General features: G+C 61.8%; 22 protein-coding genes. 12 read left to right on the top strand and 10 right to left on the bottom strand.

Features of this window, described 5'->3' with window-relative positions:
* Positions 1-25 precede the first annotated feature (25 nt).
* The 3 genes from RHE_RS11845 to RHE_RS11855 all read left to right on the top strand — a co-directional run bounded on the left by RHE_RS11845 (position 26) and on the right by RHE_RS11855 (position 2469).
* Entirely contained in the window at positions 26-1237 is a 1212-nt protein-coding gene (locus RHE_RS11845; RefSeq protein ID WP_020921416.1) for an NADP-dependent isocitrate dehydrogenase, read from the top strand.
* 70 nt (positions 1238-1307) lie between these two features.
* On the top strand, positions 1308-1754 hold the full coding sequence (locus tag RHE_RS11850) for a GNAT family N-acetyltransferase (protein ID WP_011425579.1): 447 nt from the start codon (positions 1308-1310) through the stop codon (positions 1752-1754).
* Positions 1755-1842: 88 nt separating this feature from the next.
* Positions 1843-2469 (top strand): glutathione S-transferase family protein, encoded by a 627-nt coding sequence (locus RHE_RS11855; RefSeq protein ID WP_011425580.1) that lies wholly within the window; start codon positions 1843-1845, stop codon positions 2467-2469.
* A gap of 52 nt (positions 2470-2521) precedes the next feature.
* On the opposite strand, the gene RHE_RS11860 is transcribed toward RHE_RS11855, so the two are convergent.
* From RHE_RS11860 to recA, 3 genes are all read right to left on the bottom strand, one after another.
* A complete protein-coding gene (locus RHE_RS11860; protein ID WP_020921417.1) occupies positions 2522-3373 on the bottom strand; it encodes an AraC family transcriptional regulator in 852 nt (283 codons plus the stop codon).
* A 378-nt stretch (positions 3374-3751) separates the two neighbouring features.
* Positions 3752-6406, bottom strand: coding sequence for an alanine--tRNA ligase (gene alaS / locus RHE_RS11865; RefSeq protein WP_042118550.1), 2655 nt, complete (start codon positions 6404-6406; stop codon positions 3752-3754).
* A gap of 155 nt (positions 6407-6561) precedes the next feature.
* Positions 6562-7650 (bottom strand): recombinase RecA, encoded by a 1089-nt coding sequence (gene recA / locus RHE_RS11870; protein ID WP_011425583.1) that lies wholly within the window; start codon positions 7648-7650, stop codon positions 6562-6564.
* A 214-nt stretch (positions 7651-7864) separates the two neighbouring features.
* Between recA and RHE_RS11875 the strand changes: the two genes are divergently transcribed.
* Both RHE_RS11875 and RHE_RS11880 read left to right on the top strand, forming a co-directional pair.
* The gene (locus RHE_RS11875; protein ID WP_011425584.1) at positions 7865-8824 is read left to right on the top strand and encodes a carbohydrate kinase family protein; all 960 of its coding nucleotides are present in this window, start codon (positions 7865-7867) and stop codon (positions 8822-8824) included.
* Between the two features lie 89 nt (positions 8825-8913).
* Positions 8914-9840: a pseudouridine-5'-phosphate glycosidase gene (locus RHE_RS11880; RefSeq protein ID WP_011425585.1), complete on the top strand. Its 927-nt coding sequence runs from the start codon at positions 8914-8916 to the stop codon at positions 9838-9840.
* A gap of 138 nt (positions 9841-9978) precedes the next feature.
* On the opposite strand, the gene cckA is transcribed toward RHE_RS11880, so the two are convergent.
* Positions 9979-12582, bottom strand: coding sequence for a cell cycle histidine kinase CckA (cckA, locus tag RHE_RS11885; RefSeq protein ID WP_011425586.1), 2604 nt, complete (start codon positions 12580-12582; stop codon positions 9979-9981).
* Positions 12583-12888: 306 nt separating this feature from the next.
* Between cckA and RHE_RS11890 the strand changes: the two genes are divergently transcribed.
* Together RHE_RS11890 and RHE_RS11895 are read left to right on the top strand one after the other, a co-directional pair.
* Positions 12889-13914, top strand: a complete 1026-nt coding sequence (locus RHE_RS11890; RefSeq protein WP_011425587.1) for a flagellar biosynthetic protein FliO — start codon at positions 12889-12891, stop codon at positions 13912-13914.
* A gap of 405 nt (positions 13915-14319) precedes the next feature.
* Complete coding sequence (locus RHE_RS11895; protein ID WP_042118554.1) at positions 14320-14955, top strand: DUF1062 domain-containing protein; 636 nt, start codon at positions 14320-14322, stop codon at positions 14953-14955.
* 91 nt (positions 14956-15046) lie between these two features.
* Here the strand turns inward: RHE_RS11895 and dksA are convergent, their stop codons facing one another.
* Positions 15047-15466: an RNA polymerase-binding protein DksA gene (gene dksA, locus RHE_RS11900; RefSeq protein WP_008525884.1), complete on the bottom strand. Its 420-nt coding sequence runs from the start codon at positions 15464-15466 to the stop codon at positions 15047-15049.
* A 275-nt stretch (positions 15467-15741) separates the two neighbouring features.
* Here dksA and RHE_RS11905 point away from each other — a divergent pair, with 275 nt between their 5' ends.
* From RHE_RS11905 to RHE_RS11920, 4 genes are all read left to right on the top strand, one after another.
* Entirely contained in the window at positions 15742-16236 is a 495-nt protein-coding gene (locus tag RHE_RS11905) for a SixA phosphatase family protein (protein WP_011425590.1), read from the top strand.
* A 75-nt stretch (positions 16237-16311) separates the two neighbouring features.
* Positions 16312-17784, top strand: a complete 1473-nt coding sequence (locus tag RHE_RS11910) for a YcjX family GTP-binding protein (protein WP_011425591.1) — start codon at positions 16312-16314, stop codon at positions 17782-17784.
* Positions 17781-18860, top strand: coding sequence for a YcjF family protein (locus RHE_RS11915; protein ID WP_011425592.1), 1080 nt, complete (start codon positions 17781-17783; stop codon positions 18858-18860). The genes RHE_RS11910 and RHE_RS11915 overlap by 4 nt, the downstream gene beginning before the upstream one ends.
* Before the next feature lie 209 nt (positions 18861-19069).
* Positions 19070-19621 (top strand): hypothetical protein, encoded by a 552-nt coding sequence (locus RHE_RS11920; protein WP_011425593.1) that lies wholly within the window; start codon positions 19070-19072, stop codon positions 19619-19621.
* Positions 19622-19683: 62 nt separating this feature from the next.
* Here the strand turns inward: RHE_RS11920 and folK are convergent, their stop codons facing one another.
* The 3 genes from folK to folP are packed head-to-tail and all read right to left on the bottom strand — an operon-like array spanning position 19684 to position 21426.
* Positions 19684-20202 carry a 2-amino-4-hydroxy-6-hydroxymethyldihydropteridine diphosphokinase gene (folK, locus tag RHE_RS11925; RefSeq protein WP_011425594.1) on the bottom strand — a complete coding sequence of 173 codons (519 nt, stop codon included), beginning with the start codon at positions 20200-20202 and terminating at the stop codon, positions 19684-19686.
* On the bottom strand, positions 20195-20560 hold the full coding sequence (gene folB / locus RHE_RS11930) for a dihydroneopterin aldolase (protein ID WP_008525873.1): 366 nt from the start codon (positions 20558-20560) through the stop codon (positions 20195-20197). The genes folK and folB overlap by 8 nt, the downstream gene beginning before the upstream one ends.
* The gene (gene folP / locus RHE_RS11935; protein ID WP_041678874.1) at positions 20557-21426 is read right to left on the bottom strand and encodes a dihydropteroate synthase; all 870 of its coding nucleotides are present in this window, start codon (positions 21424-21426) and stop codon (positions 20557-20559) included. The genes folB and folP overlap by 4 nt, the downstream gene beginning before the upstream one ends.
* A gap of 102 nt (positions 21427-21528) precedes the next feature.
* Between folP and RHE_RS11940 the strand changes: the two genes are divergently transcribed.
* Positions 21529-22155, top strand: a complete 627-nt coding sequence (locus RHE_RS11940) for a DUF922 domain-containing Zn-dependent protease (protein ID WP_020921428.1) — start codon at positions 21529-21531, stop codon at positions 22153-22155.
* A 357-nt stretch (positions 22156-22512) separates the two neighbouring features.
* Here the strand turns inward: RHE_RS11940 and RHE_RS11945 are convergent, their stop codons facing one another.
* Positions 22513-22833, bottom strand: coding sequence for a 2Fe-2S iron-sulfur cluster-binding protein (locus RHE_RS11945; protein WP_011425597.1), 321 nt, complete (start codon positions 22831-22833; stop codon positions 22513-22515).
* A 205-nt stretch (positions 22834-23038) separates the two neighbouring features.
* A complete protein-coding gene (locus RHE_RS11950; protein ID WP_011425598.1) occupies positions 23039-23422 on the bottom strand; it encodes an Hpt domain-containing protein in 384 nt (127 codons plus the stop codon).
* Positions 23423-23788: the final 366 nt, after the last annotated feature.

Here is a 23788-nt window from a genome sequence, read left to right on the forward strand (position 1 = left end):
CTTCCAAGCTTAACGAGGCAGATACATGAAGAAGATCAAGGTCGCCAATCCCGTCGCCGATCTCGACGGCGATGAAATGACACGCATCATCTGGCAGCTCATCAAGGATAAGCTGATCCATCCGTATCTCGACCTCGATATCGACTATTACGACCTCTCGGTCGAAAATCGCGACGCCACCAACGACCAGGTGACGGTCGACGCCGCCAACGCCATCAAGAAATACGGCGTCGGTATCAAGTGCGCAACGATCACGCCTGATGAAGCCCGCGTCAAGGAATTCAATCTCAAGGAAATGTGGAAGAGCCCGAACGGCACGATCCGAAACATTCTCGGCGGCGTCATCTTCCGCGAGCCGATCATCTGCCGCAACGTTCCGCGCCTCGTTCCCGGCTGGACGCAGCCGATCGTCGTCGGCCGTCACGCTTTCGGCGACCAGTACCGCGCAACCGACTTCAAGTTCCCCGGCAAGGGCAAGCTGACGATCAAGTTCGTCGGTGAAGACGGCACCGTCATCGAGAAGGAGGTCTTCAACGCGCCGGGCGCCGGCGTTGCCATGGCCATGTACAACCTCGACGAATCGATCCGCGAATTCGCCCGCGCCTCGATGATGTACGGCCTGATGCGCAAATGGCCGGTCTACCTGTCGACCAAGAACACCATCCTCAAGGCCTATGACGGCCGCTTCAAGGACATCTTCGAGGAAGTCTACGAGACCGAATTCAAGGATCAGTTCAAGGAAGCCGGGATCACCTACGAACACCGTCTGATCGACGACATGGTCGCCTCGGCCCTGAAGTGGTCCGGAGGCTACGTCTGGGCCTGCAAGAACTACGACGGCGACGTCCAGTCCGATACCGTCGCGCAAGGCTTCGGCTCGCTCGGGCTGATGACCTCGGTTCTGCTGACGCCCGATGGCAAGACGGTCGAAGCCGAAGCCGCTCATGGTACGGTGACCCGCCACTATCGTCAGCATCAGAAGGGTCAGGAAACCTCGACGAACTCGATTGCATCGATCTTCGCCTGGACCCGTGGTCTCGCCCACCGCGCCAAGCTCGACGACAATGCCGAACTTGCCAAGTTCGCCTCGACGCTGGAAAAGGTCTGCGTCGACACCGTTGAATCCGGCTTCATGACCAAGGACTTGGCGCTGCTCATCGGCCCCGATCAGCCGTGGCTCTCGACCACCGCCTTCCTCGACAAGATCGATCAGAACCTGCAGAAGGCGATGGCGTAAGCCGGCCGTTTCGGGATAGCATTGAAACGGCGGGGATTTCCCCGCCGTTTTCATTTTGGGAGAACCGCAAATGACGGCGACCGTGCGCCCGCTCGAACCCTCTGACCGTACCGCTTGGGAGCCATTATGGAAGGCGTATCAGCGCTTCTACGAGGTGGTCATCTCTGCCGACACCACGGATCTCACCTGGGCCCGCTTCCACGATCCTGACGAACCGATGCACGCGCTCGGCGCCTTTGATGAAGACGGCCGCCTCGTCGGCATCGTGCATGCGATTTTTCACCGCTCCTGCTGGCTGCCGCAATGGACCTGCTATCTGCAGGATCTCTATGTCGCCGATAGCCAGCGCGGCCTCGGCACCGGTGCCGCACTGATCGATGCGGTCGCCGCTCTTGCGCGCGCAAACGGCGCAGGCCGGCTCTACTGGATGACGCACGAAACGAATGCCACGGCGCGGCGGCTGTACGACCGGATCGCCGAACGCTCAGGCTTCATCCAGTATCGCAAAGCTCTCTGACGATCGGACTTGCACAAAGACCTCACCGCGCTATTGATTCCGGGCGACGGCAATGCCTGACCAGCACGACAACAGGAGGAGGAATGTCATGGCCGAAGAATTGGTATTCTACACGAACCCGATGTCGCGCGGCCGCATCGCGCGCTGGATGCTGGAGGAGATCGGCCGGCCCTATCGCACCGAACTCCTGACCTTCGGTGAAAGCATGAAGGCGCCGGAATATCTCCGTGTCAATCCGATGGGCAAGGTGCCGGCAATCCGCCACGGCAACACCGTGGTCACTGAATGCGCGGCAATCTGCGCCTACCTCGCCGAGACCTTCCCGGAAAAGGGGCTGGCCCCAAGACCGGAGGAGCGCGCCCGCTATTACCGCTGGATGTTCTTTGCTGCCGGTCCACTGGAATCGGCGGTGACGATGAAGGCGCTCGGTTTCGAAATTCCGACGGAGCGCCTGCGCATGGCCGGCTGCGGCGGTTTCGGCGACGTCATGAACACGCTCGAAATGGCCGTTTCCGGCTCGACTTATGTCACCGGCGAGCGCTTCACCGCCGCCGACGTCTATGTCGGCGCGCATATCGGCTGGGGCCTCGGCTTCGGTTCCATCGAAAAACGCCAGGCGTTCGTCGATTACTTCGGCCGCATCAGCCAGCGTGACGCCTATAAGCGCGCCAATGCACTGGACGACGAGGCCGGCAAGACGATGCAGGCCGCCTGAGCGTTCAGGCACGATTGACGACGCGGCAACTCCGCCGCGTCCTCGCGCGAGCTCAGGCAAGCGGCATGTGGATTTCTGTCAGCAGCTCGGTTGGCGGCACGTCGCGTGGGTTGTTGAGATATTCCTCGAACATAACGCTGTCCTTCAACTGCCGTCCTGATTTGGGCAGCCACTCCCCATAAAGCCACTGATAAGCCGTGTGCATGTCGGCATAGGGACCTTTGTGACGCAGCACGGCATAGGTGCCGCCGTCGATCCTGCGTCGCTCGAACGGCGCTTCGGCCGGAACGTCGGCGGAGCCGGTTACACAGGCGATCGAGCGCAACTGTTCGGCCGGCACGATATCGGGATCGTCGAGATAGACACCGATCATCCTCATGTCGGGCCTGGCGAGGCCGCGGGCGTAAAGCGTACCGAACAATGTCTCGAAGGCTTTGCCGATCTGCATATAAGAGCCGGTATGGGCGACGCCGATCAGCTCGGTTGGTGCGATCTCACGTATGGTAACGTCGAACATGATTTGGGTCTTTCCGTTAGGTGAGGGTTTAAAGGCTGTGTGGCTTCCCTCTTTTCGATAGCGGGCCGGCGGCATGCCGTAGACCGACTTGAAAATGCGATTGAAGGATTGGAGATTGGGATAGCCTGATCGTTTCGCAATCTCACTGACGACAAGCTCCGTGCCGACGATCTCGCCCGCCGCGCGATGCAACCTCAGCCGCTTGACGGTGGCCGCCAGCGTCTCGCCATAAATCGCCCGGTAGATCCTGTGCCAGTGATAGCTCGACAGGCAGGCGATCTCAGCGAGGCGCTCCATATCCAGCTCCTCGTCGAGGTGGTCGTGAATATAGGCAGAAACCCGTCTCAGACGGCTTTCATAGAGCGCCCATGCCGTTTCGCCATTCATGTCAAACCTCATGCAAATCGATCGGCTGCAGAGAACCATAACTCGATTTGACAAATCCTGCTGAGCTGCCGGCTCCGGATCCCAACGCTACGCGGCAGGAGAAGCATCGCTATTGCCTACTACGCTGCTTCACCTTCTCATTCCTGTGCCCATCACAGGAAATCCAGCCACGGCGCGTCCGCGCCGCGAATGAATCAGTATCTAAAGAAAAACTCTTTCACGCCCAAAGACTTGGGCGCACTGGATTCCTGTGACATCCCTCTGGCGAATCCCTGAGGACACAGGAATGAGAGAGGTCTGGGAGAACGCCGAATCAAGAACGTTCACCACCAAGCTAAGGCGGAAGCCGACCTTACGGCTTAGGAATGAACCGTCAACTCAGCCGGCGAGCGCCAGAGCCACGGCTTCGATCGCCTCGTCGGCCTTCGATCCATCAGGACCGCCGGCCTGCGCCATATCGGGGCGGCCGCCGCCGCCCTTGCCGCCGAGGGCTACCGAGGCGATGCGGACGAGATCGACGGCGCTGTAGCGCTCGACGAGATCCGGCGTCACCGCGACGACGGCGCTCGCCTTGCCGTCTTCGGATACACCGATGAGGGCGACGACGCCGGAGCCGATGCTGGTTTTGCCCTCATCGGCGAGCCCCTTCAGGTCCTTGGGATCGACACCCGATATCGACTTGCCGAGGAATTTCACGCCGGCGACCTCGCGCACGGCATCGCCCGAGCCGCCCTGCCCGCCGCCCATGGCGAGTTTGCGCTTGGCATCGGCCAATTCCTTTTCCAGCTTGCGGCGCTCGTCGATCAGCGCCTCGACGCGCGAAAGAACTTCCGAGGGCTGAACTTTCAACGAGGCCGCGAGCGTCTTCACACGATCATCCTGTTCGGCGAGATACTCGCGCGCCGATTCGCCGGTCACCGCTTCGAGGCGGCGAACGCCGGCGCCGACGGCGCTTTCGCCGAGGATGCGTACGAGGCCGATCTGGCCGGTCGCCGACACATGCGTGCCGCCGCAAAGCTCGACCGAGTAAGGCTTGTTGCTCTTTGCGCCATGAAGGCCTGTGCCCATCGAGACGACCCGCACCTCATCGCCGTATTTCTCGCCGAACAGCGCCATCGCGCCTTCGGCGATCGCATCGTCGACGCTCATCAACCGCGTGGTGACCGGCGAATTCTGCAGCACGATTTCGTTTGCCATATCCTCGACGATCTTCAGCTCTTCAGGCGTCATCGGCTTCGGATGCGAAACGTCGAAGCGTAGACGCTCGGGCGCAACCAGCGAACCCTTTTGAGCGACGTGGGTACCCAGCACTTCGCGCAGCGCCTCATGCAGCAGGTGCGTCGCCGAATGATTGGCGCGCAGTCGCGAACGGCGGGCGTGATCGACCGTCATCGCGACAGCATCACCATCCCTGACCACGCCTTCGATGACAGTGCCCAGATGCACGAACAGGCCTTCGCCCCTCTTCTGCGTGTCCGAAATCTCGATCTTGCCGTGGTCGGACGAGATCACGCCGGCATCGCCCATCTGGCCACCGGATTCGCCGTAGAACGGCGTCTGGTTGACGACGATCTGCACCTTATCGCCGGCCTTGGCCTCCGCAGCAACGGCGCCGTCCCTAACGATCGCCTGCACCACGCCTTCGGCGGCTTCAGTGTCGTAACCGAGGAACTCGGTTGCGCCATGCTTTTCCCTAAGCTCGAACCAGATGGTTTCCGTCGCCTTTTCGCCGGAGCCGGCCCAGTGCGAGCGGGCTTCGGCCTTCTGGCGCTGCATGGCATCGGTGAAGCCGGCGATGTCGACACCGATCTCGCGAGCGCGCAGGGCGTCTTGCGTCAGGTCGAGCGGGAAGCCGTAGGTGTCGTAAAGCTTGAAGGCGGTCTCGCCATCCAGCATGTCGCCCTTGTCGAGATCAGCGGTCGCATCCGAGAGCAGCGACAGGCCACGCTCCAGCGTCTTGCGAAAGCGGCCTTCTTCGAGCTTCAGCGTCTCCGAGATCAGCGCCTCCGCGCGCGCGAGTTCCGGATAGGCGCGGCCCATCTCCTGCACTAGCGTTGGCAGCAGCTTGTACATCAGCGGCTCCTTGGCGCCGAGAAGCTGGGCATGGCGCATGGCACGACGCATGATACGGCGCAGCACATAGCCACGGCCCTCATTCGACGGCAGTACGCCGTCGGCAATCAGGAAGGCCGAGGAGCGCAGATGGTCGGCGATGACGCGGTGGCTGGCGCTGCCTTCCGCCTTGACTCCTATCGTATCCTCGATGGTGCCGGTCAGCGTGCGGAAAAGATCGGTATCGAACACGCTCTGAACGCCCTGGAGGATGCAGGCCATGCGCTCCAGACCCATGCCGGTGTCGATCGACGGACGCGGCAGCGGATTGCGAACACCCGGCTCGGTCTGCTCGAACTGCATGAAAACCAGGTTCCAGAATTCCAGGAACCGGTCGCCGTCTTCCTCGGGCGAACCGGGAGGGCCGCCCCAGACATTCTCGCCCTGGTCGATGAAGATTTCCGAGCACGGGCCGCAGGGGCCGGTATCGCCCATCTGCCAGAAATTGTCGGAGGTCGGGATGCGGATGATCTTGTCGTCGGAGAAACCGGCGATCTTCTTCCACAAAGCCGCGGCTTCCTCGTCTTCGGAATAGACGGTCACCAGCAGACGATGCTTCGGCAGGCCGAACCCTTCGGTCACCAGCTTCCAGGCAAGCTCGATCGCATTCTCCTTGAAATAATCGCCAAAGGAGAAATTGCCGAGCATTTCGAAGAAGGTCAGGTGACGCGCGGTATAACCGACATTGTCGAGGTCGTTGTGCTTGCCGCCGGCGCGCACGCATTTCTGCGAGGTTGTCGCCGTGGCATAAGGACGCTTTTCAAGGCCGGTGAAGACGTTCTTGAACTGTACCATGCCGGCATTGGTGAACATCAGCGTCGGGTCGTTGCGCGGCACGAGCGGACTGGACGGAACGATCTCGTGGCCGTTCTTCTTGAAATAGTCGAGGAAGGTCGACCGGATATCGTTCACGCCGCTCATTCTATGCCCTTCAATGCTGCCGGAGGCAGATAAATTCAAATCCATCGGCTTTTAACGTTCGCCTCCGCCACTGTCCAGCCGACAAACAAAACCGGCCGCATTCTGATGAGGGAAGGCGGCCGGCTGACATATCAGATCAAGTTCAAGCGCGAAAATTACATTTCCGCGGCAGCATCGCCGTCATCGGCATCCGGACCGCCATTCTGCAGGAACCGGTCGGCGATCAGGCCGGCATTCTGGCGCAGCGCCAGCTCGATCTCGCGAGCGAGATCCGGATTGTCGCGCAGGAAGGTTTTGGCGTTTTCGCGGCCCTGACCAAGACGCTGGCTGTTATAGGAGAACCAGGCGCCCGACTTCTCGACGATACCGGCCTTGACGCCGAGATCGACGAGTTCGCCCGTCTTCGACACGCCTTCGCCATACATGATGTCGAACTCGACCTGCTTAAAGGGAGGCGCCATCTTGTTCTTGACGACCTTGACGCGCGTCTGGTTGCCGACCACTTCTTCGCGCTCCTTGACCGAGCCGATGCGGCGAATATCGAGGCGCACGGAGGCATAGAATTTCAGCGCATTGCCGCCGGTCGTCGTTTCCGGCGAACCGAACATGACGCCGATCTTCATGCGGATCTGGTTGATGAAGATCACCATGCAGTTCGACTTGGAGATCGAAGCGGTCAGCTTGCGCAGCGCCTGGCTCATCAGGCGGGCCTGCATACCCGGCAGGCTGTCGCCCATCTCGCCTTCGATTTCGGCGCGCGGCGTCAGCGCGGCGACCGAGTCGACGACGAGAACGTCGACGGCGCCGGAGCGCACCAGCGTGTCGGTGATTTCGAGCGCCTGCTCGCCGGTGTCTGGCTGCGAGATCAGGAGGTTCTGCAGATCGACGCCAAGCTTACGGGCATAGACAGGATCGAGCGCGTGTTCGGCATCGACGAAGGCGCAGATACCCCCCTTCTTCTGCGATTCCGCAATGGTCTGCAGCGCAAGCGTTGTTTTGCCCGAGCTTTCCGGCCCATAGATTTCAATGATACGGCCCTTCGGCAGGCCGCCAATGCCGAGCGCGATATCGAGACCAAGCGAGCCCGTCGAAACCGTCTCGATCTCGACAACGTTCTCGTTGGAACCGAGTTTCATGATCGAGCCCTTGCCGAACGACCGCTCTATCTGTGAGAGTGCCGCTTCGAGCGCCTTGCTTTTGTCCACCGATTTGTCCTCTACCAGCCGCAATGAATTCTGAGACATCCGATCCACCTTTAGGTTATTGAAGCCGCTCAAGCAATGTCGAGTTTGTACCCCATTTGTTCCATTCCCGCAATAGGCGTACAAACATTTGAAAGAAAAAGGTAAAACGGTCCGTGTTCTACATTTGTTTTATCGATGCAAAGCAACGGCTTAGGCACTACGCGCCAGCTTTGTCGCAGCAAGGCGGAATGCATCGATTCGCCTTTCGCGCGCTATGAGAGTGGATAAGTTAATGAAAAAGATTCTTGTTCTCGGCGGTGCCCATATCGACCGGCGCGGCCGCATCTCCGGCGAAACGGCGCCAGGCGCCAGCAATCCCGGCACCTGGTTCGAGGAGCCGGGCGGCGGCGGTTTCAACGCGGCGCGCAACCTTGCAAGACTGGGTTTTCACGTGACGATGATCTCGCCGCGCGGCGGCGACGCCACTGGCAAAATGGTCGGCGACGCTGCCGATTTCGCCGGCATCGACGACCGCCCCTTCGTCTTCCTCGATCGCAAGACGCCGAGCTATACGGCGATCATCGAAAAGAACGGCGACCTCGTGATCGCCCTTGCCGACATGGATCTCTACCGTTTCTTCGTGCCGCGGCGCCTATCCATCCGCTGGGTGCGCGAGGCCTTCGCCGCGCATGATTTCATTCTCGTCGACGCCAATCTGCCGGAAGAGACGATCGCGGCGATCGTCGCCAAGGCGAACTTCCTGGCCAAACCCGTCGCGGCCATCGCTATCTCGCCGGCCAAGGTGGTCCGGCTGAGACCCTGCATTGGGGATATCGACTATCTGTTCCTTAACGAGGCCGAAGCCGCTGCCGTTACCGGCGTGCAGCCGGAGGATTCGGGCGGTTGGCCGCCGCTCCTGAACGAGATCGGCATCAGAAACGCCGTCGTCACGCGCGGCCGGCGCGAACTCGTTGCGATTTGCAAAGACCGCGCCGTGGCGCTGCAGCCGCCAATCGCCGATACCGTCGCCGATGTTACGGGCGCCGGCGACTCCCTTGCCGCCGGCACGCTTGCCGCCTTGATATCGGGTCTGCCGCTGGAGGAGGCCGTTCGCCACGGCGCGGCGGCGGCAGCGCTCACGGTGCAGTCACCGCACGCCGTCAACGAAAATCTAACGCCGGCTCTCTTGAATGAGGCACTTGCCCTTGTTCCCGAGGTCAGAATTCTACATTGAAGCGACTGAATTATAGAGTTGAGCATGAAGCTATTCGAAAACCGCCCACGCTTTTCGGTATCATGCTCCGCCGATCACAGGACAAGATCATGACCAAGCCCATCTCCCCTCTTCTGCCGATCGCCTATTCGAAGGAGGTCGCCAGCGCCAAGCAGCGCGGCGCGCCGCTGGTGGCGCTGGAATCGACCATCATCACTCATGGCATGCCCTATCCCGGCAACATCGAAATGGCGCGCAGCGTTGAAACGATCATTCGCGAACAGGGCGCGGTGCCGGCGACGATCGCAGTCATCCACGGCACGCTGCATATCGGCCTTGAAGCCGCGCAACTGGAGCAGCTTGCCAAGGCAACCGAGGTGATGAAGGTGTCGCGGGCCGATCTCGCCTTCGCGATCGCCGAACGGCGCACCGGCGCCACCACGGTCGCGGCGACGATGATCGCGGCGGCCCGCGCCGGCATTCGTGTCTTTGCCACAGGCGGCATCGGCGGCGTGCATCGCGGTGCCGAGGAAAGCTTCGATATATCAGCCGATCTCGAGGAACTGGCCCGCACCGGCGTTATCGTCGTCTGCGCCGGCGCCAAGGCGATCCTCGACATTCCGAAAACTCTCGAAGTGCTGGAGACCCGCGGCGTGCCTGTGGTCACCTATGAGAGCGAAGAATTCCCCGCCTTCTGGTCGCGCTCCTCAGGCATCCGCAGTCCGCTGTCGCTGAACAGCCCAGCGGCCATCGCCAATTTCCAGACGGTGCGCGAACAGCTCGGTATCGACGGCGGCATGCTCGTCGCCAATCCGGTGCCGGAAGCCGATGAAATCGCCCGTGAGGAGATGGAGATCTATATCGAGCGGGCGCTTGATAGCGCCGAACGCGACGAAATCACCGGCAAGGCGGTGACCCCCTATCTGCTGTCGACCATCTTCGACCTGACGGATGGCCAGAGCCTGAAGACGAATATCGCGCTGGTGGAGAACAATGCGCGGCTTGCGGCGGAGATTGCCGTGGCGCTTGGTGAGTAATTTTTGACGGGCGGGCTGGTCCCGCCATGCAGATAGATAGTGCCGTGGGGCACCCCCTCTGCCCTTCCGGACATCTCCCCCACAGGTGGGGAGATTGGCTGGACAGCGTGCCCTCTCCGGAAACTATCAAAGCCGTAATTAGCTATCCAAGGTTTCCTTCACCACCACAGCAAGCTGCTTCAGCGAGAACGGTTTCGGCAAAAATCCGAATTTTGCATCCGGCGGCAGATTGCGGGCGAAGGCGTCCTCGGCATAGCCGGAGACGAAGATGAATTTCAGGTCGGGATAGTTCTTTCGCAGTTCGCGCAGCAGCGTCGGGCCATCCATTTCAGGCATCACCACGTCGGAAACGACGATGTCGACCTTGCCCTCAAGCTCCTCCATGATGCTCAGCGCCTCGACACCCGAGCCCGCCTCATGCACGGTGTAGCCCCGCGTTTCCAGCATGCGCTTGCCGCCGCGGCGCACCGCCTCCTCGTCTTCGACGAGAAGGACGACGGCCGAGCCGGTCAGATCCTCCGGCTGCTGAGCCGCCAGCGCCTCGGGCGCAGCTGGGACTTCATTGATGGCACTATCGATCGAACCCGCCTCCGCGGCAATCGCCGGCTCTGGGACATAGCGCGGCAGGAAGACCCGGAAGGTCGTGCCTTTGCCGACTTCGGATTCCGGCTGGATGTAGCCGCCCGACTGCTTGACGATGCCGTAGACCATGGCGAGGCCAAGCCCGGTGCCCTTGCCGACATCCTTGGTGGTGAAGAAGGGCTCGAAAATCTTGTCCATGATCTCGGGCGCGATGCCTGTACCGGTATCGGCGACTTCGACCAGCACCATGTCCTCGGCCGGCATGTATGAATAGTTGAACGTCGCGACATCGGCTGCGGTCAGATTGCGGGTGCGCAGCGTCAGCGTGCCGCCGTCGGGCATGGCGTCGCGCGCATTGACGCAGAGATTGATCAGCACCTGTTCGAACTGCGAAAGGTCCGTTTTGACGGGCCAGAGATCGCGGCCATATTGCACATCGAGCTTGACATTGGTGCCCGAGAGCAGCCGGTCGACCAGCATGCGCAGGTCGCCGACGACGTCGGTGAGGTTCAGCACCGAGGGCCGCATCGTCTGCTTGCGCGAGAAGGCGAGCAGCTGGCGCACCAGCACCGCGGCACGGTTGGCGTTGCGTTTGATCTCCATCAGATCGGCGAAGCTTGCATCGGAAGGACGCGCCTGCAGCAGCAGATGATCGGAAGAAAGCAGGATCGCCGTCAGGACGTTGTTGAAGTCATGGGCAATACCGCCGGCGAGCGTTCCGACAGCGTTCATCTTCTGCGTCTGCGCCATCTGCGCTTCCAGCGCCTTCTGCTCGGTCACCTCGACGGCATAGACGATCGCCGCTTCTTCCGGCGCCTCGTCGCTCTGATCGATGACGGCGTTGACATAGAAACGGAAATAGCGCGCCTCGTCGGTCGGCGTGCGGGTGTCGAGTGGCGGGATGTCACCCTGCCGGTCCTTGGCGGCCGTCAGCGCCGCGGCCAGTTGCGGCCGGTCGCTCTCCTGCACGATGGTTTCGAGATACGGCGCCTTTTCCAGGTCGTCGCGCGAGACGATGCCGGAGAACAGCTTCAGGAACGGAGCGTTGGTGCGCAGGATGCGTCCGTCGCCGTCGACCGAGGCGATCGCCATCGGGGTATTGTTGAAAAAGCGGGTGAAGCGCATGGCGGCAGCCGAAGCGGACTGGCCGCTCTCGCTGCTCTTTTCGCGCGCCAGCACGATCGTTCGGCTTTCGCCTGGGGCGCCGTCGCGCATCGAGGTAACGCTGTGGATGATCTGCACCGGCAGGCTCTGGCCGTTGGCCTTGCGCAGATCGAGATCCAGCGTCACTGTTTTTTTCAGGCCGGGCTCGGCCTGCACCGATTGGATCAGCGCCAGCCCCTCGCCCGCCACCAGGTCGCGGATCGACATCGAGCCCGGCAGGAACTTGGTCAGGTCCAGGCCCAGCCACTCGGCAAGCGTCGCGTTCAGATAGAAGATCTCGCCCTTCCTGCCGGCGGAGAAGAAGCCGGCCGGCGCGTGGTCGAGATAGTCGATCGCATTCTGCAGCTCCTTGAAGAAGCGCTCCTGATCGTCGCGTTCGGCGGTGATGTCGGTGATCTGCCAGATCTGCAGCGGCTTGCCGCCATCATCCTCCGGCTGCAGCAGCCGCACCTTCAGCCGGTACCAATGCGCACCCGAGCTGTTGCTGCCGGGCCCGACGGCGCGCAGCAGGCGGAATTCCTCCCGGCCCTCCTTGCCCTCGCGCAGACCATTGACCAGCCGGTAGAGCGCCTCGTTGGATTCACGGTGCCGCGACAGCAGCGTTTCCAGCGTCTGCACTTCGGTCGCCTTGCGCGCGCCGGTGAGCGCGCCATAGGCGACGTTGGCATAGATGATCCGGCCCTTTTCGTCGGTGATCAGCGTGCCGTCGGGGTGGCTGTTGAGGAAGGCGCGCGCCAGGCTGTCAGACTGGCGCTGCGGCATCACTTCAATGAAGCCGATGACCGAGGATACCAGGAAGAAGATGCCGACCATGGCGAGAACGCCGAGACCGCCGAGCACCATCTCGTTGTCGAGCGATCGCTTGAAGACGACAAAAGCCCCGGCGGCCGCGATCAACACGAGCGCCAGGAGAAGAATGCGCAAAACCGTGCCAGAACGCCCCCCACGATCCACAAGCGGTGCGTTATAGTCGTCGACCTGACGCGGTTTCGTCATATATTCCTCGCATAAGCCCCTCCCACCTCGTAGCACGAACAAGAAGCGGGAATCAGGCGCTCTTTCCTTCTTAGCAATTTGCCACGCCGGCAAAAACACCGGTCGCCGGCAAGACCGCTTGAATTCACAGGCAAGAGCGCCATCTGCGGCTGATGCCTGCGGCAGCTGCCTGCGCGCGAAGCCCGCAGCTGCAATTCGGCATAACACGAAATCGCCTTCGTGCTTGGCTGGACAGGACCGGTTGCCCTTGCCTAAGGAACGGAAAAGTCGTCAATATGTGCCGAAAGTGAAATGGAGTGAGTGACTATGTTCGATGATCTTGTCGCAGCCTATGGCAGCCGTTTCCTGCTTGCGGCCGGTGGCGTCGGCCTGGCGCTCCTCCTGCTCATTCTAGCACTCTGGCTGATGCGAGGCCGCGCCCCGTCGCCCTTCGTACGCGGCGGCCGCAACCGTCAGCCCCGCCTGCAGGTGCTGGATGCGGCAGCCGTCGATGCCCGCCGCCGGCTGGTGCTCGTGCGCCGAGATGATGTCGAGCATCTTATCATGATCGGCGGGCCGACCGATATCGTCATCGAAAGCCGCATCCTGCCGGAGACGGCTGAACAGCGGGAAAGCCTCTATCGCCCGGAGCCGGCCGCCGAGCGGCCGATAGCAGTCCCGCGGCCGGAAACACCGCCTGTTTCCACCGCCCGTGCGCCGGTCATCCCCCGCGCCGAGCCGGCCGCCGAGCCCTCCTTCGCTGAGGCCGCGTCGGAGCCGCGCCCGCGCCCCGAACCATCGGCCCCGCCCACCGTGCCGCCGCCGGTGGCCACCAGCCCTCTTCCGCCAGAACCGGCGGCGGCGCCTCCAACGCCGGAACGCGACCAACCCCTACGCGCTGTCCCGCCCCAGCCGCGCGCCTCGGAGCGTCCCTCTGCTCTCGCCGGCGCGCAACCGGCATCGTTCCGCGATACCGCGAGCGCTGCCGAAATCCTGGATGCCGCCCGCCAGCGCGTGCTGCCGCAGCAGCGCATCGAGCCCGAGGTCTCCGCCCCGGACATGCCGGCGCCCCGCGCCGCAGCCGCTACCGCCGAGGACGATGCGGCTGCGCAATCGGCAGCAGCGATCCGCCGTGATTTCCAACGGGTGCTGGAAGAGGAAATGTCGAACAATCTGACGGCCGAGCGCATCGCGCCGGCCCCGGCAAATCAGGCCCCTCGCCAGGCCGCACCGCAGCCGGCCAACCTGCCGCGCCGCGATCCCGAGCTTGCCCCCATCACCGGTGCCGACACCGACCTGCAGAAAGAAGTTGCCCGCATCTTCGGCGAAATGAGCGTCAATCGCGACAAGTAAGACAAACGCTTACATCCGGTTGCTCTCGCTCAGCCTTCGTCATGAAGTTGCATAAAAGCCGCAATGCTGCGGCTTTCACGTTTCCGATGCCTCGGGGGACTCCCTATCACCCTGATCATTTGCTATCGATCAGGCTGAAGAGCATTGGCGCATTCGAGGTAGACTTTGCCTAAGTAAATACCGGTCTCACCCCAGTTTCACCCGTATTGTCGCAAGCGACGCGCTGGCGGCATGCGAACATGTTCATCGGGTGGTGGCGAGAGACCGGTTTGGCATTGTTACAATGTGCCATGTGCAGCTCCGCTGTCTCAGCTCTTCAGCCGCCCAAGACATCGCCACACCGCGCCCGCAAGGGTTTTCTCATGCACCATCTTGGTGGACTTCCGAACGGAAGGCCAACACGATATGTGCAAGACACTTCGGGTCCGATGGACCATCACTCCCAAGACGGCGCCCCAGCCATGGATTGCCTGCGGCGGATGCGGGGGCCTCAGAGCTTTCCGATCCAGCGGCAAGATCCGGCTCAATGCCAACGGTCGCAAGCTCGACGCCTGGCTGATCTACAAATGCCTGATCTGCGAAAGGACGTGGAACCGGCCAATCTTCGAACGCCGGAATATCCGAGACGTCGATCCGATGATTCTCGACGCGCTGCAGTCCAACGACCCGGACTGGATTCGGGCAGAGACGTTCAATCTTGATGCCCTGCGGCGCAAGTCACAGCGCGTGGACGAGTTCGCCGAATTCGACTTCGCCAAGGAGATACGGCACGAGACCGCAGGCTGGACGAGCCTGGAAATCGAACTGACGGCACCGTTTCCAACAAGCATACGCCTGGATCGGTTGCTGGCCGGCGAGTTGAAGATGTCACGCTCCCGTCTGCAGGTTCTTCACGATCGGGGCCCCTGTCGAACGAAGCCCGAGCGGGCCGACATCATGCGGCGGCGGATCATGAATGGCACCCTCGTGACGATCGATCTCGCCACGGAGGCGGAACGGGAACCATTCTGGAAAGCTCTGGCGACCGACGCTTTCCCGTAACCTCCTCTGCGACACGCTGGGAGATGGCTCAACAAAAAGCGCCGCGATTAGATCGCGGCGCTGACTGTGTCTCATCTCTGCATGGGAATGGTCATTCGTCGCGGTAGACCTTTTCGCGACGTTCGTGGCGCTCCTGCGCCTCGATCGACAGCGTCGCGATCGGACGGGCGTCGAGACGCTTGAGACCGATCGGTTCGCCGGTTTCCTCGCAATAGCCGTAGGTGCCATCTTCGATGCGCTGCAGCGCCGCGTCGATCTTGGAGATCAATTTTCTTTGCCGGTCGCGGGCGCGAAGTTCGATCGCCCTGTCGGTCTCCGACGACGCCCTGTCGGCGAGATCGGGATGGTTTGCGCTTTCCTCGGCCAGATGGTCGAGTGTTTCGCGCGCTTCTCTAAGGATATCGTTTTTCCAGGCCACCAGCTTTGCCCGGAAGTAGGCACGCTGGTTTACGTTCATGAATTCTTCCTCTTCCGAGGGAACGTAATTGCTAAGATCGATCTTCTCACTCAACGCGATTCTCCTGAAGAACATCTCATCTGGCGGGGTGTATATCCCAAGCGCTAGCCGCGATTCAAGCCAAATACGACAGCCAAACAGATTTTTAAATCTGTTACAATTTTAGGCTAACGGGCTATTTTCTCATGATTATTCGCGTTCGCAATTTTCGTTTCGTCTTCAAAACGCCGTGTTGTCGGCCACGTTTTGGGCCATTGCGGCATGGCTGGCGGTTGACGGCGGATGATCGCTACCGCTACTGAAAAGACCCGCCGATCCTGGATTTGCCCATGACCGTACCGCTGCCTCCGCCCAATCGCATCTATCTCCTGCGTCATGCCGAGGCCGCCTGGGCCGAACCCGGCCAGCGCGATTTCGACCGGCCGCTCAACGAAAAAGGTTACGGCGATGCCGAGGTTATCGCCGACAAAGCCGCCGATAAGGGCTACCGTCCCGATCTCCTGATCAGTTCGACGGCGCTGCGCTGCCGCGACACCGCCGATGCCGTCCACCGGGCGATGGGTGTGGCATTGGACGTGAGTTACATCGACGCGCTCTACAACGCCACGGTCGATACCTATGTCGAAATCGTCGATGCGCAGGACAAGGCCGCCGTCATGCTGGTCGGCCACAACCCGACGATCGAGCAGGCGCTCGAGGCGCTGATCGGCCACGAGGCCATGGTGAACGCACTTCCCGCCGGCTTTCCGACGGCAGGCCTTGCCGTTGTCGATTTCGACGCTTCCGCCACCGGCTGGCGGCTTATCGATTTCCTCGTCGTCTGAAGTCTTTCGCTCCGCTTCTTTTGCGAGCAGCGCAGTCTTCCTATATTGCCGGCAGTCATCAACCGGAATTGCGCCTTGCCGCCACGCCTGACATCCCTCGCCGACGACGCCCGCATCGCGTTTGACAATCTCGCCGACAGGGCAAGCGGCCTCGTCAATCCGACCGTGCGGCTCGGCGTCACCGGCCTCTCCCGTTCCGGCAAGACGGTCTTCATCTCCTCGCTTGTCCACAATCTCCTGCATGGCGGCCGGCTGCCGCTGTTCGAGCCGGTGCAGTCGGGCCGCGTTTCAGCCGTGCGGCTGGAGCCTCAGCCGGATGATGCCGTGCCCCGTTTCCAATATGAGGATCATATCCGGGCGCTGGTGAAGAACCGCGTCTGGCCGGATTCCACTCGCGCCATTTCCGAACTGCGTATCACGCTCGATTATCAGAGCGCCAGCGGCTGGAACCGCCTGTTCTCGCCCGGCCGGCTGTCAATCGATATCGTCGATTATCCAGGCGAATGGCTGCTCGACCTGCCGCTGCTCGGCAAGGATTACCGCACCTTCAGCGAGGAAACGATCGCGCTTGCGCAAATTGGGGTGCGCTCCGAGCTGTCGCAGGAATGGTTGGCGCTGACACGTGCCGCCGATATAAATGCCGGCGCCGACGAGATGGCAGCCCGCGAGCTTGCCACCGCCTTTGCGGGTTACCTCAAGGCCTGCAAGGCCGACGAACGCTCGCTCTCCACCTTGCCGCCCGGGCGCCTACTTCTGCCCGGCGATCTCGATGGCTCGCCGGCACTGACTTTCGCCCCGCTCGTCCTGTCGCCGGGCGCACGTCCCGATCGCGGCTCTCTCTGGGCGATGATGGAGCGGCGTTACGAGGCCTATAAATCCGTGGTCGTCAAACCGTTCTTCCGCGAGCATTTCGCCCGTCTCGACCGGCAGATCGTGCTGGTCGACGCGCTGCAGGCCATGAACCGCGGCCCCGAAGCCCTCCAGGATCTGGAGCGCGCGCTGACCGACGTACTCGCCTGCTTCCGCCCCGGCACCAACTCGCTGCTCTCGTCGCTGCTGGGGCGCCGCATCGACCGCGTGCTGGTCGCCGCAACCAAGGCCGACCATCTCCATCATGAGAGCCATGATCGGCTCGATGCGCTGACCCGCCGCCTCGTCGATCGCGCCATCGCCCGCATCGGCATGGCCGGAGCCGGCATAGACGTGATGGCGCTCGCTTCCGTGCGCGCCACGCGCGAGGCATCGGTCAAACGCGACGGCCATGAACTGCCTGTCATCGTCGGCACGCCGATGGAGGGCGAAACCATTGCCGGCGAGCGATTCGATGGCCAGAGAAAGACCGCGATCTTCCCGGGAGACCTGCCGCTCGATCCGGGAAGCCTGTTCGACCGCATCGCCTCTGGCGAGACCGCCGATACCCTGTCCGACGTTAACGTCGTCAGATTCCGGCCGCCCCATCTCGAGGAGACCGGCGGCATCAAGCTGTCGGTGCCGCATATCCGCCTTGACCGCGCCATGCAGTTCCTGTTCGGAGACCGTCTCGCATGAGTAAGCCCCCGTCCGATTTACCGCGTCGCCCACCCGCCGCCTTCGCCTATGAGGATGAGGCTGCCGAGCCGGGCGACAATGGTCGGCAACAGCAAGGCCGACGCAGACCAGAAAGCTTCTCGGAAGACATCGTCCTGACGCCCGACGAGGAGGATCCCTTCATCAATCCCGACAGGGATCCGAGCGCAGTGGCGGTGGCAACGCCGCGCAAGCGGCGCACCTCCTTCGGCAAGATCGCACTAGCCGCGTTCGGGATCCTGCTGTCGCTCGGCATTGGTCTCTGGACCGACCGGCTGATCCGCGATCTCTTCAGCCGCGCCGATTGGCTGGGCTATGCAGCTCTTGGCGTGCTGGCGATCGGCATCCTCGCCGTGCTCGCCCTCGTCATCCGCGAGGCCGCGGGCATGATGCGCCTTGCCGCGGTTCAGACGATCAAGGCAGAAGCAGAGGCGGCGATCCTCGAAACACGGCCGGCGAAGGCTCGCGCCGTCGTTAGCCGCCTCACTACGCTTCTTGCGGCCAATCCGGAAACATCGAAGGGCCGGGCAACGCTGAAGGCGACCGAGGGCGAGGTCATCGACCCCCCGCATCTGATCGCCTTGGCCGAACGAGAACTGCTCGCTCCGCTGGATCGCAAAGCGCGGGCCCTCATCGTCAACGCCTCCAAGCGCGTGTCGATCGTCACCGCCGTCAGCCCGCGCGCGATCGTCGATCTGCTTTACGTGCTCTACGAGTCCGTGCGCCTGATCCGCGCCATGGCCGAGCTCTATGGCGGCCGCCCCGGCACGCTCGGCATGTTCCGCCTGCTGCGTGACGTGCTGGCCCATCTCGCCGTCACCGGCTCGATCGCTGTCGGCGACAGTCTCGTCCAGCAGGTGCTCGGCCATGGGCTGGCCTCGAAGCTATCGGCCCGACTCGGCGAAGGCGTGATCAACGGCCTGATGACCGCTCGCATCGGAATCGCGGCGATGGATCTCTGTCGCCCGCTTGCCTTTCGTGCGGTGAAGCGACCGGGGATCGGCGATTTTATCGGCGATCTCACACCTTCAATGTCGCCGCGCGGCAACAATCCTTAACCGACGAGGCGATTCCGTAGCTCTCACCTTCCCGTAGGTGAAGTTGGCGAAGTTAAGCAGATTCAACATCGTAGCCTACGGATCCTACGATCCGCGCGGCGCGACAGAAATCCAATCCTTCGCAATTCGGCACAATCGAAAGGAAGGATTAACCATTCTTCGGCAAAACTTGGCTCCAGTTCGTGAGTGGTGTTTGCCAAGGAAAATCCATGTATTCGCGCCAGTTCCTCTTCTTATGCGGCCTCGCCGCCGCGGCATTGTCTCCTGTCGCAGACGTCGCTCCGGCAGCCACTGCCGCAACCCGCGACAAGGCCTTCTTCGAATCCGTCACCGGTTCCTGGAAAGGCCCCGGCGAGATCGTCGCCGGCAAGTACAAGGGCACCAAATTCACCTGCAACCTGACCGGTGAACCCACCGGCGACAGCACTGCCGGCATCAAGCTCGACGGCACTTGCCGCGTCGGTGTGTTCAAGCAGCCGATGAGCGCCGTCATCTCGCAGTCGGGCTCCACCTATAAGGGCAAGTTCCTCGACGGCGCCGCCGGCAAGGGTCTTGACGTCGTCTCCGGCGCCGTCACCGAGGACACCGTCGTGGTCGGCATCAACCGCGCCAAGCTGAATGGCGCCATGATCGCCCGCGTGCGTGACGATAAGACGATGAACGTCACAGTGTCGGTCAAGGTCGAAAGCCAGATGATCCCGGTTATCGGCTTGACATTGACTCGTCAGGTCGACGAAATGGCCGTCGGCTCCATCCAATAGACGGACTGCATGACGGGTTTTTCCGAAGCGGCGGGTTTCCCGCCGTTTAGCGTTTTAGTGCCTCAGGCGCTCCGCCACCAGTCGCCGCTGTCATCGGCGACCTCGATGCCGGTCACGTCGGCGTCGAGCAGCCAGTCGCTGACCGGCCGGCCCCTGACGAGAAGGCCTGGGGCGATATCGGCAAGCGGCATCAGGACGAAACCGCGATCGGTCATACGGGGATGCGGCAACTCCAGCCGCGGCGCCTGCTGGACGACGTTGCCATAGGTCAGAACGTCGATATCGAGTGTGCGCGGTCCCCAGCGCTCGACACGCTCGCGTTTCATCTCACGCTCGATCGAAAGGCAGACATCGAGCAGCGCCTCTGGAGGGAGCCGGGTTGCGACCGCGGCGCAGGCATTGAAGAAGAACGATTGGTCCGTCTTGCCCCATGGCGGCGTGCGATAGAGCCGCGACACGGCGGTGACACGACAGTCGTCGCGCTCGTCCAGTCTCTGCAGCGCCGCGGCCATCGCCTTTACCGGATCGCCGATATTGCCGCCGAGGCCGAGTGTGGCTGATTGCGATGTAGCCTCAGGCAAAATGCTCAACACTCACCTGCACGAAATCGAGCACGCCGGGCACCGGCGCATTCGGCTTGCGCACCGTGATCTTCGCCCGGCGCACCTGCGGGAATGTCTGACAGAGGCCCTTGGCGATATCGAGCGCCAGGGCTTCGATGAGGTAGCGTCGCTTGCCGGTGACGATCTCCTCGATCACCGTGAAGGCAATGCCGTAATTGACGGTGTCGTTGATCGAATCGCTTTCCAGCGCCTCGCCGGCGACGACATCGAGCTCGGCGTCGACGAAGAAGCGCTGGCCGAGGAATTCCTCCTCGTCATGCACGCCATGGCGCGCGAAGAAGGCGCAGTTCTGCAGCGTGATCGTGTAGGTAGTCATGTCGGCCGCTTCCTCTCGAATTCCTGGCGCGCATTGAGCATAGCATCGGCGATAGCAAGCGCATCCCTGTTGATTGCGACATTGTGCACCCGGAAAACCGCAGCCCCTTGAAGCCTGAGCAGCGCGCTTGATGCGGCCGTCGCCGCATCCCTCTCCGGCGCCTCGCGCCCCGTCACAGCGCCGAGGAAGCGCTTGCGTGACGTGCCGGCAAGCAGCGGCAGGCCGAAGCGCGAAAGTTCGGAAAACCGCGCCATCAGCTCCAGGTTCTCCTCCGCCGTCTCCTTGGCGAAGCCGAAACCCGGATCGAGCACGATCCGGTCGCTGTTGACTCCGGCCGCGGCGGCGATCGCCAGCGACCGTTCGAGGAAATGCGCCTGATCGGCGATCACATCGGCAAGTTTGACCCTGTCACGGCCGGTATGCATGATGCAGAGCCCCGCCCCGGTGGCCGCGGCCAGATCCGCGATACCTGCATCTTTCTGCAGTCCGAAGACGTCGTTGACAATATGGGCGCCGGCGCCGACGGCAAGCCGGGCCGTCTCGGCGCGATAGGTGTCGATCGAGATCAGCGCCTCGGTGCGACCGCGCAGCGCCTCAATCACGGGCAACACACGCGCCTGCTCTTCCGAAGGGCTGACCGACGCCGCACCCGGCCGGGTCGATTCACCACCGATGTCGACGATCGCAGCACCGTCGCTGACCGCCTGCAATGCGTGTTCGACGGCGGCATCGACGGTTTCAAAACGTCCGCCGTCGGAGAAGGAGTCCGGCGTCACATTTATGATCGCCATGATGAGAGAACGACGGCCGAGTTCGATTTCCCGGCCATGGCCGACACGCCAGAAACTGCCTTCGAGCCCTGTCACCAGACTTGTCCTATTGATGACGAAAAAAGCCGCCATCCGATATTGCGCTTACGGTGGCTATGCCCCAAGCTCCTGCCGATTTCAACATGGGTTGCGTTCAGAATGCCGCTTGCAATGCGTTATATGTACCTTCCTGTCGCCTTTTCCATTGCTCTTTCCCTCAGCAGTCCAGCGGCAGCCGAAGTGATCGCATCGAAAAGTTATTCCTATTTCGACATCCGCGGCAAAACCGCCGATGAGCTCGACCGGGAACTCGGCCGGCGCGGCCCGACGGCGAGCGGTTCGTCGGCACGCCATCCCGGCGCCACCAAGATTCGCTTCGGCGGCGAGGCCACCTATATCCAGGATAATGGCCGATGCCGCGTTGGCAATGTCAAGGTCACGGTTCACACCCAGATCATCCTGCCGCGCTGGAACAGCCGCAGAGGCGCCAACAAGGAGCTGTCGATGATATGGGACGCACTGTCGAGCGACATCAAGCGCCATGAGGAGCGCCATGCCGAGATCGCCAGAGATCAGGCGCGCGCCATGGAGCGCGCCATTCGCGCATTGCCGCAGCAGCGCAGCTGCGAGGCCATGCAGGAGCTCGTCTCCAATGAATCAGCTCGCGGTATAGAGGAGCACGATCGGCTGCAGGCGCGATTCGACCGGGTTGAGGCGGTCAACTTCCAGAAGCGCATGCTGAGATTGCTGAAAAATCGAATCAACGGTCGGGCCGGCGGAAAATAAGGCTTTTCCAGGCTGGTTACGAGGGAAAAAACTTAGCTGCGCAACGAAACTTGTGGGAAACTTGCCCCTTCCCCAGCGTTTTAATGGTCATTTTTCATCCTGGCAGACTCAACCGGAACGCGTTAATATGAACACATTCGAAAGTTCAGCTACGGCATCTGGACTTTCCTCGTTGGGTTCTCCTGGCGCGTTCCTAAGCCGCGGATGTTCCTCCCTCATCCGTTGGTAATGCGCCCGCCTCGCCTCGCTCGCACCAGCGCGCGAGGCGTCTTTTTTGTGGTGATGATGTCGGATGTTCGCCTCCGAAAATCGATTCCGATTTTCGGGCCGATGCGCTGGCGCGAAACGCAGAGCGCCTCAGGCTTGGCGTTCGGGCACGTGCACGACGAGCCCGTCATAAGCGGCCTTCATCCGGATCTGACAGGAGAGCCGCGAGGTCGGGCGCACGTCGAAGGCGAAGTCGAGCATATCCTCTTCCATCGCTTCCGGCTGGCCGACCTTTTCCGTCCATTCCTCGTCGACATAGACGTGACAGGTGGCGCAGGCGCAGGCGCCGCCGCATTCGGCCTCGATGCCGGGCACCGAATTGCGCACGGCATTCTCCATCACGGTGGAGCCTTGGTCGACGTCGAGGTCGAAGCGCGTGCCGTCGAAGGCGACGATGGTAAGTTTGGGCATCAGAACTATTTCCGGTCTTCAAATGGGTGGGCGGAGTTTCTTCCGACAATTCGACGCGTCAGTCAACATTCGGAAATCCGCCCTAACCTCGCAGATCGGGCCTTCGACCGCCGTCTTCAAAGCGTCATCTGGGACGTCGCAAAAAGACCCGTGGTTCCGCAATGAAACAACGGCCTCGTTCGATCAAAGAAAGAAGATTTGGAGGTCAGCCGCGGCAAAGCTTGAGAATGAAATTCTCGGCGTCGAGGACGGCCGCGCCGAGCGCCGCCAACGCGCTGGCATCGCCGCCGGTCTCTTCGACGACCTCAGCCGTTTGCGACACGCGGAATGCGCCGACCGAACTCGCCGCACCTTTCAGCCGATGCGCGGCCGCGCCGACACGCACGGTCTCACCGCTCGCCATATCCTGGAGACACGCCCGCGCCTGACGCGCAAACATCTGAAGGACTTCGATTTCCAGGGACTTGTCGCCCATCGTCTGCTTTGCGAGATGGACGAGATCAATCGGCCGGACCTTAGAGGGGCACGCCCCCTTTGCATTATCAGGCGCTTCGAATACGATCTTCAATGCTGCCAGCTGGGCCGCCATTTGCCATTTCTCCCGTCTCAGATCGTCCGCACTTGCTACAGTTCTGCGTCACGAGGGTGGCCATCGCGTTAAATTCCGGCACATCGGGCGCGGAAATCTCACGGTATGGTTAACATCCGTTAAATATCCCTAAATTATTGGTTTTTAAGCGGGGCATCGGATTTAAAGGTGTTAACAACGAGTTAACGAGCCACAAATCTCAAGCCTTCATTAATTGTGTGCAGAGCCCAGATGTGTCACTACGATACTGGTGGAGCGGGTTTATGGTACGCGCCTTTGCCGAGTGAGTGGATAATGGTAGTGTTTTGATACCTTCCGTTTGAAAAAGCGGCTATCTACTCTGAAATGACATGCTTATCCGTCCGC

Source organism: Rhizobium etli CFN 42 (assembly GCF_000092045.1).
Lineage (GTDB): Bacteria > Pseudomonadota > Alphaproteobacteria > Rhizobiales > Rhizobiaceae > Rhizobium > Rhizobium etli.

Excerpts from the sequence above, each read along its gene's own strand:
- RHE_RS11905 (WP_011425590.1), top strand. The coding sequence starts at position 15,742 with ATGACCGTACCGCTGCCTCCGCCCAATCGCATCTATCTCCTGCGTCAT.
- folB (WP_008525873.1), bottom strand. The coding sequence starts at position 20,560 with ATGACTACCTACACGATCACGCTGCAGAACTGCGCCTTCTTCGCGCGC.
- RHE_RS11950 (WP_011425598.1), bottom strand. The coding sequence starts at position 23,422 with ATGGCGGCCCAGCTGGCAGCATTGAAGATCGTATTCGAAGCGCCTGAT.
- RHE_RS11915 (WP_011425592.1), top strand. The coding sequence starts at position 17,781 with ATGAGTAAGCCCCCGTCCGATTTACCGCGTCGCCCACCCGCCGCCTTC.
- RHE_RS11850 (WP_011425579.1), top strand. The coding sequence starts at position 1,308 with ATGACGGCGACCGTGCGCCCGCTCGAACCCTCTGACCGTACCGCTTGG.
- RHE_RS11895 (WP_042118554.1), top strand. The coding sequence starts at position 14,320 with ATGTGCAAGACACTTCGGGTCCGATGGACCATCACTCCCAAGACGGCG.
- RHE_RS11940 (WP_020921428.1), top strand. The coding sequence starts at position 21,529 with ATGCCGCTTGCAATGCGTTATATGTACCTTCCTGTCGCCTTTTCCATT.
- RHE_RS11845 (WP_020921416.1), top strand. The coding sequence starts at position 26 with ATGAAGAAGATCAAGGTCGCCAATCCCGTCGCCGATCTCGACGGCGAT.
- RHE_RS11890 (WP_011425587.1), top strand. The coding sequence starts at position 12,889 with ATGTTCGATGATCTTGTCGCAGCCTATGGCAGCCGTTTCCTGCTTGCG.
- alaS (WP_042118550.1), bottom strand. The coding sequence starts at position 6,406 with ATGAGCGGCGTGAACGATATCCGGTCGACCTTCCTCGACTATTTCAAG.
- RHE_RS11945 (WP_011425597.1), bottom strand. The coding sequence starts at position 22,833 with ATGCCCAAACTTACCATCGTCGCCTTCGACGGCACGCGCTTCGACCTC.
- RHE_RS11875 (WP_011425584.1), top strand. The coding sequence starts at position 7,865 with ATGAGAGTGGATAAGTTAATGAAAAAGATTCTTGTTCTCGGCGGTGCC.
- RHE_RS11860 (WP_020921417.1), bottom strand. The coding sequence starts at position 3,373 with ATGAATGGCGAAACGGCATGGGCGCTCTATGAAAGCCGTCTGAGACGG.
- RHE_RS11855 (WP_011425580.1), top strand. The coding sequence starts at position 1,843 with ATGGCCGAAGAATTGGTATTCTACACGAACCCGATGTCGCGCGGCCGC.
- RHE_RS11920 (WP_011425593.1), top strand. The coding sequence starts at position 19,070 with ATGTATTCGCGCCAGTTCCTCTTCTTATGCGGCCTCGCCGCCGCGGCA.
- cckA (WP_011425586.1), bottom strand. The coding sequence starts at position 12,582 with ATGACGAAACCGCGTCAGGTCGACGACTATAACGCACCGCTTGTGGAT.
- recA (WP_011425583.1), bottom strand. The coding sequence starts at position 7,650 with ATGTCTCAGAATTCATTGCGGCTGGTAGAGGACAAATCGGTGGACAAA.
- RHE_RS11880 (WP_011425585.1), top strand. The coding sequence starts at position 8,914 with ATGACCAAGCCCATCTCCCCTCTTCTGCCGATCGCCTATTCGAAGGAG.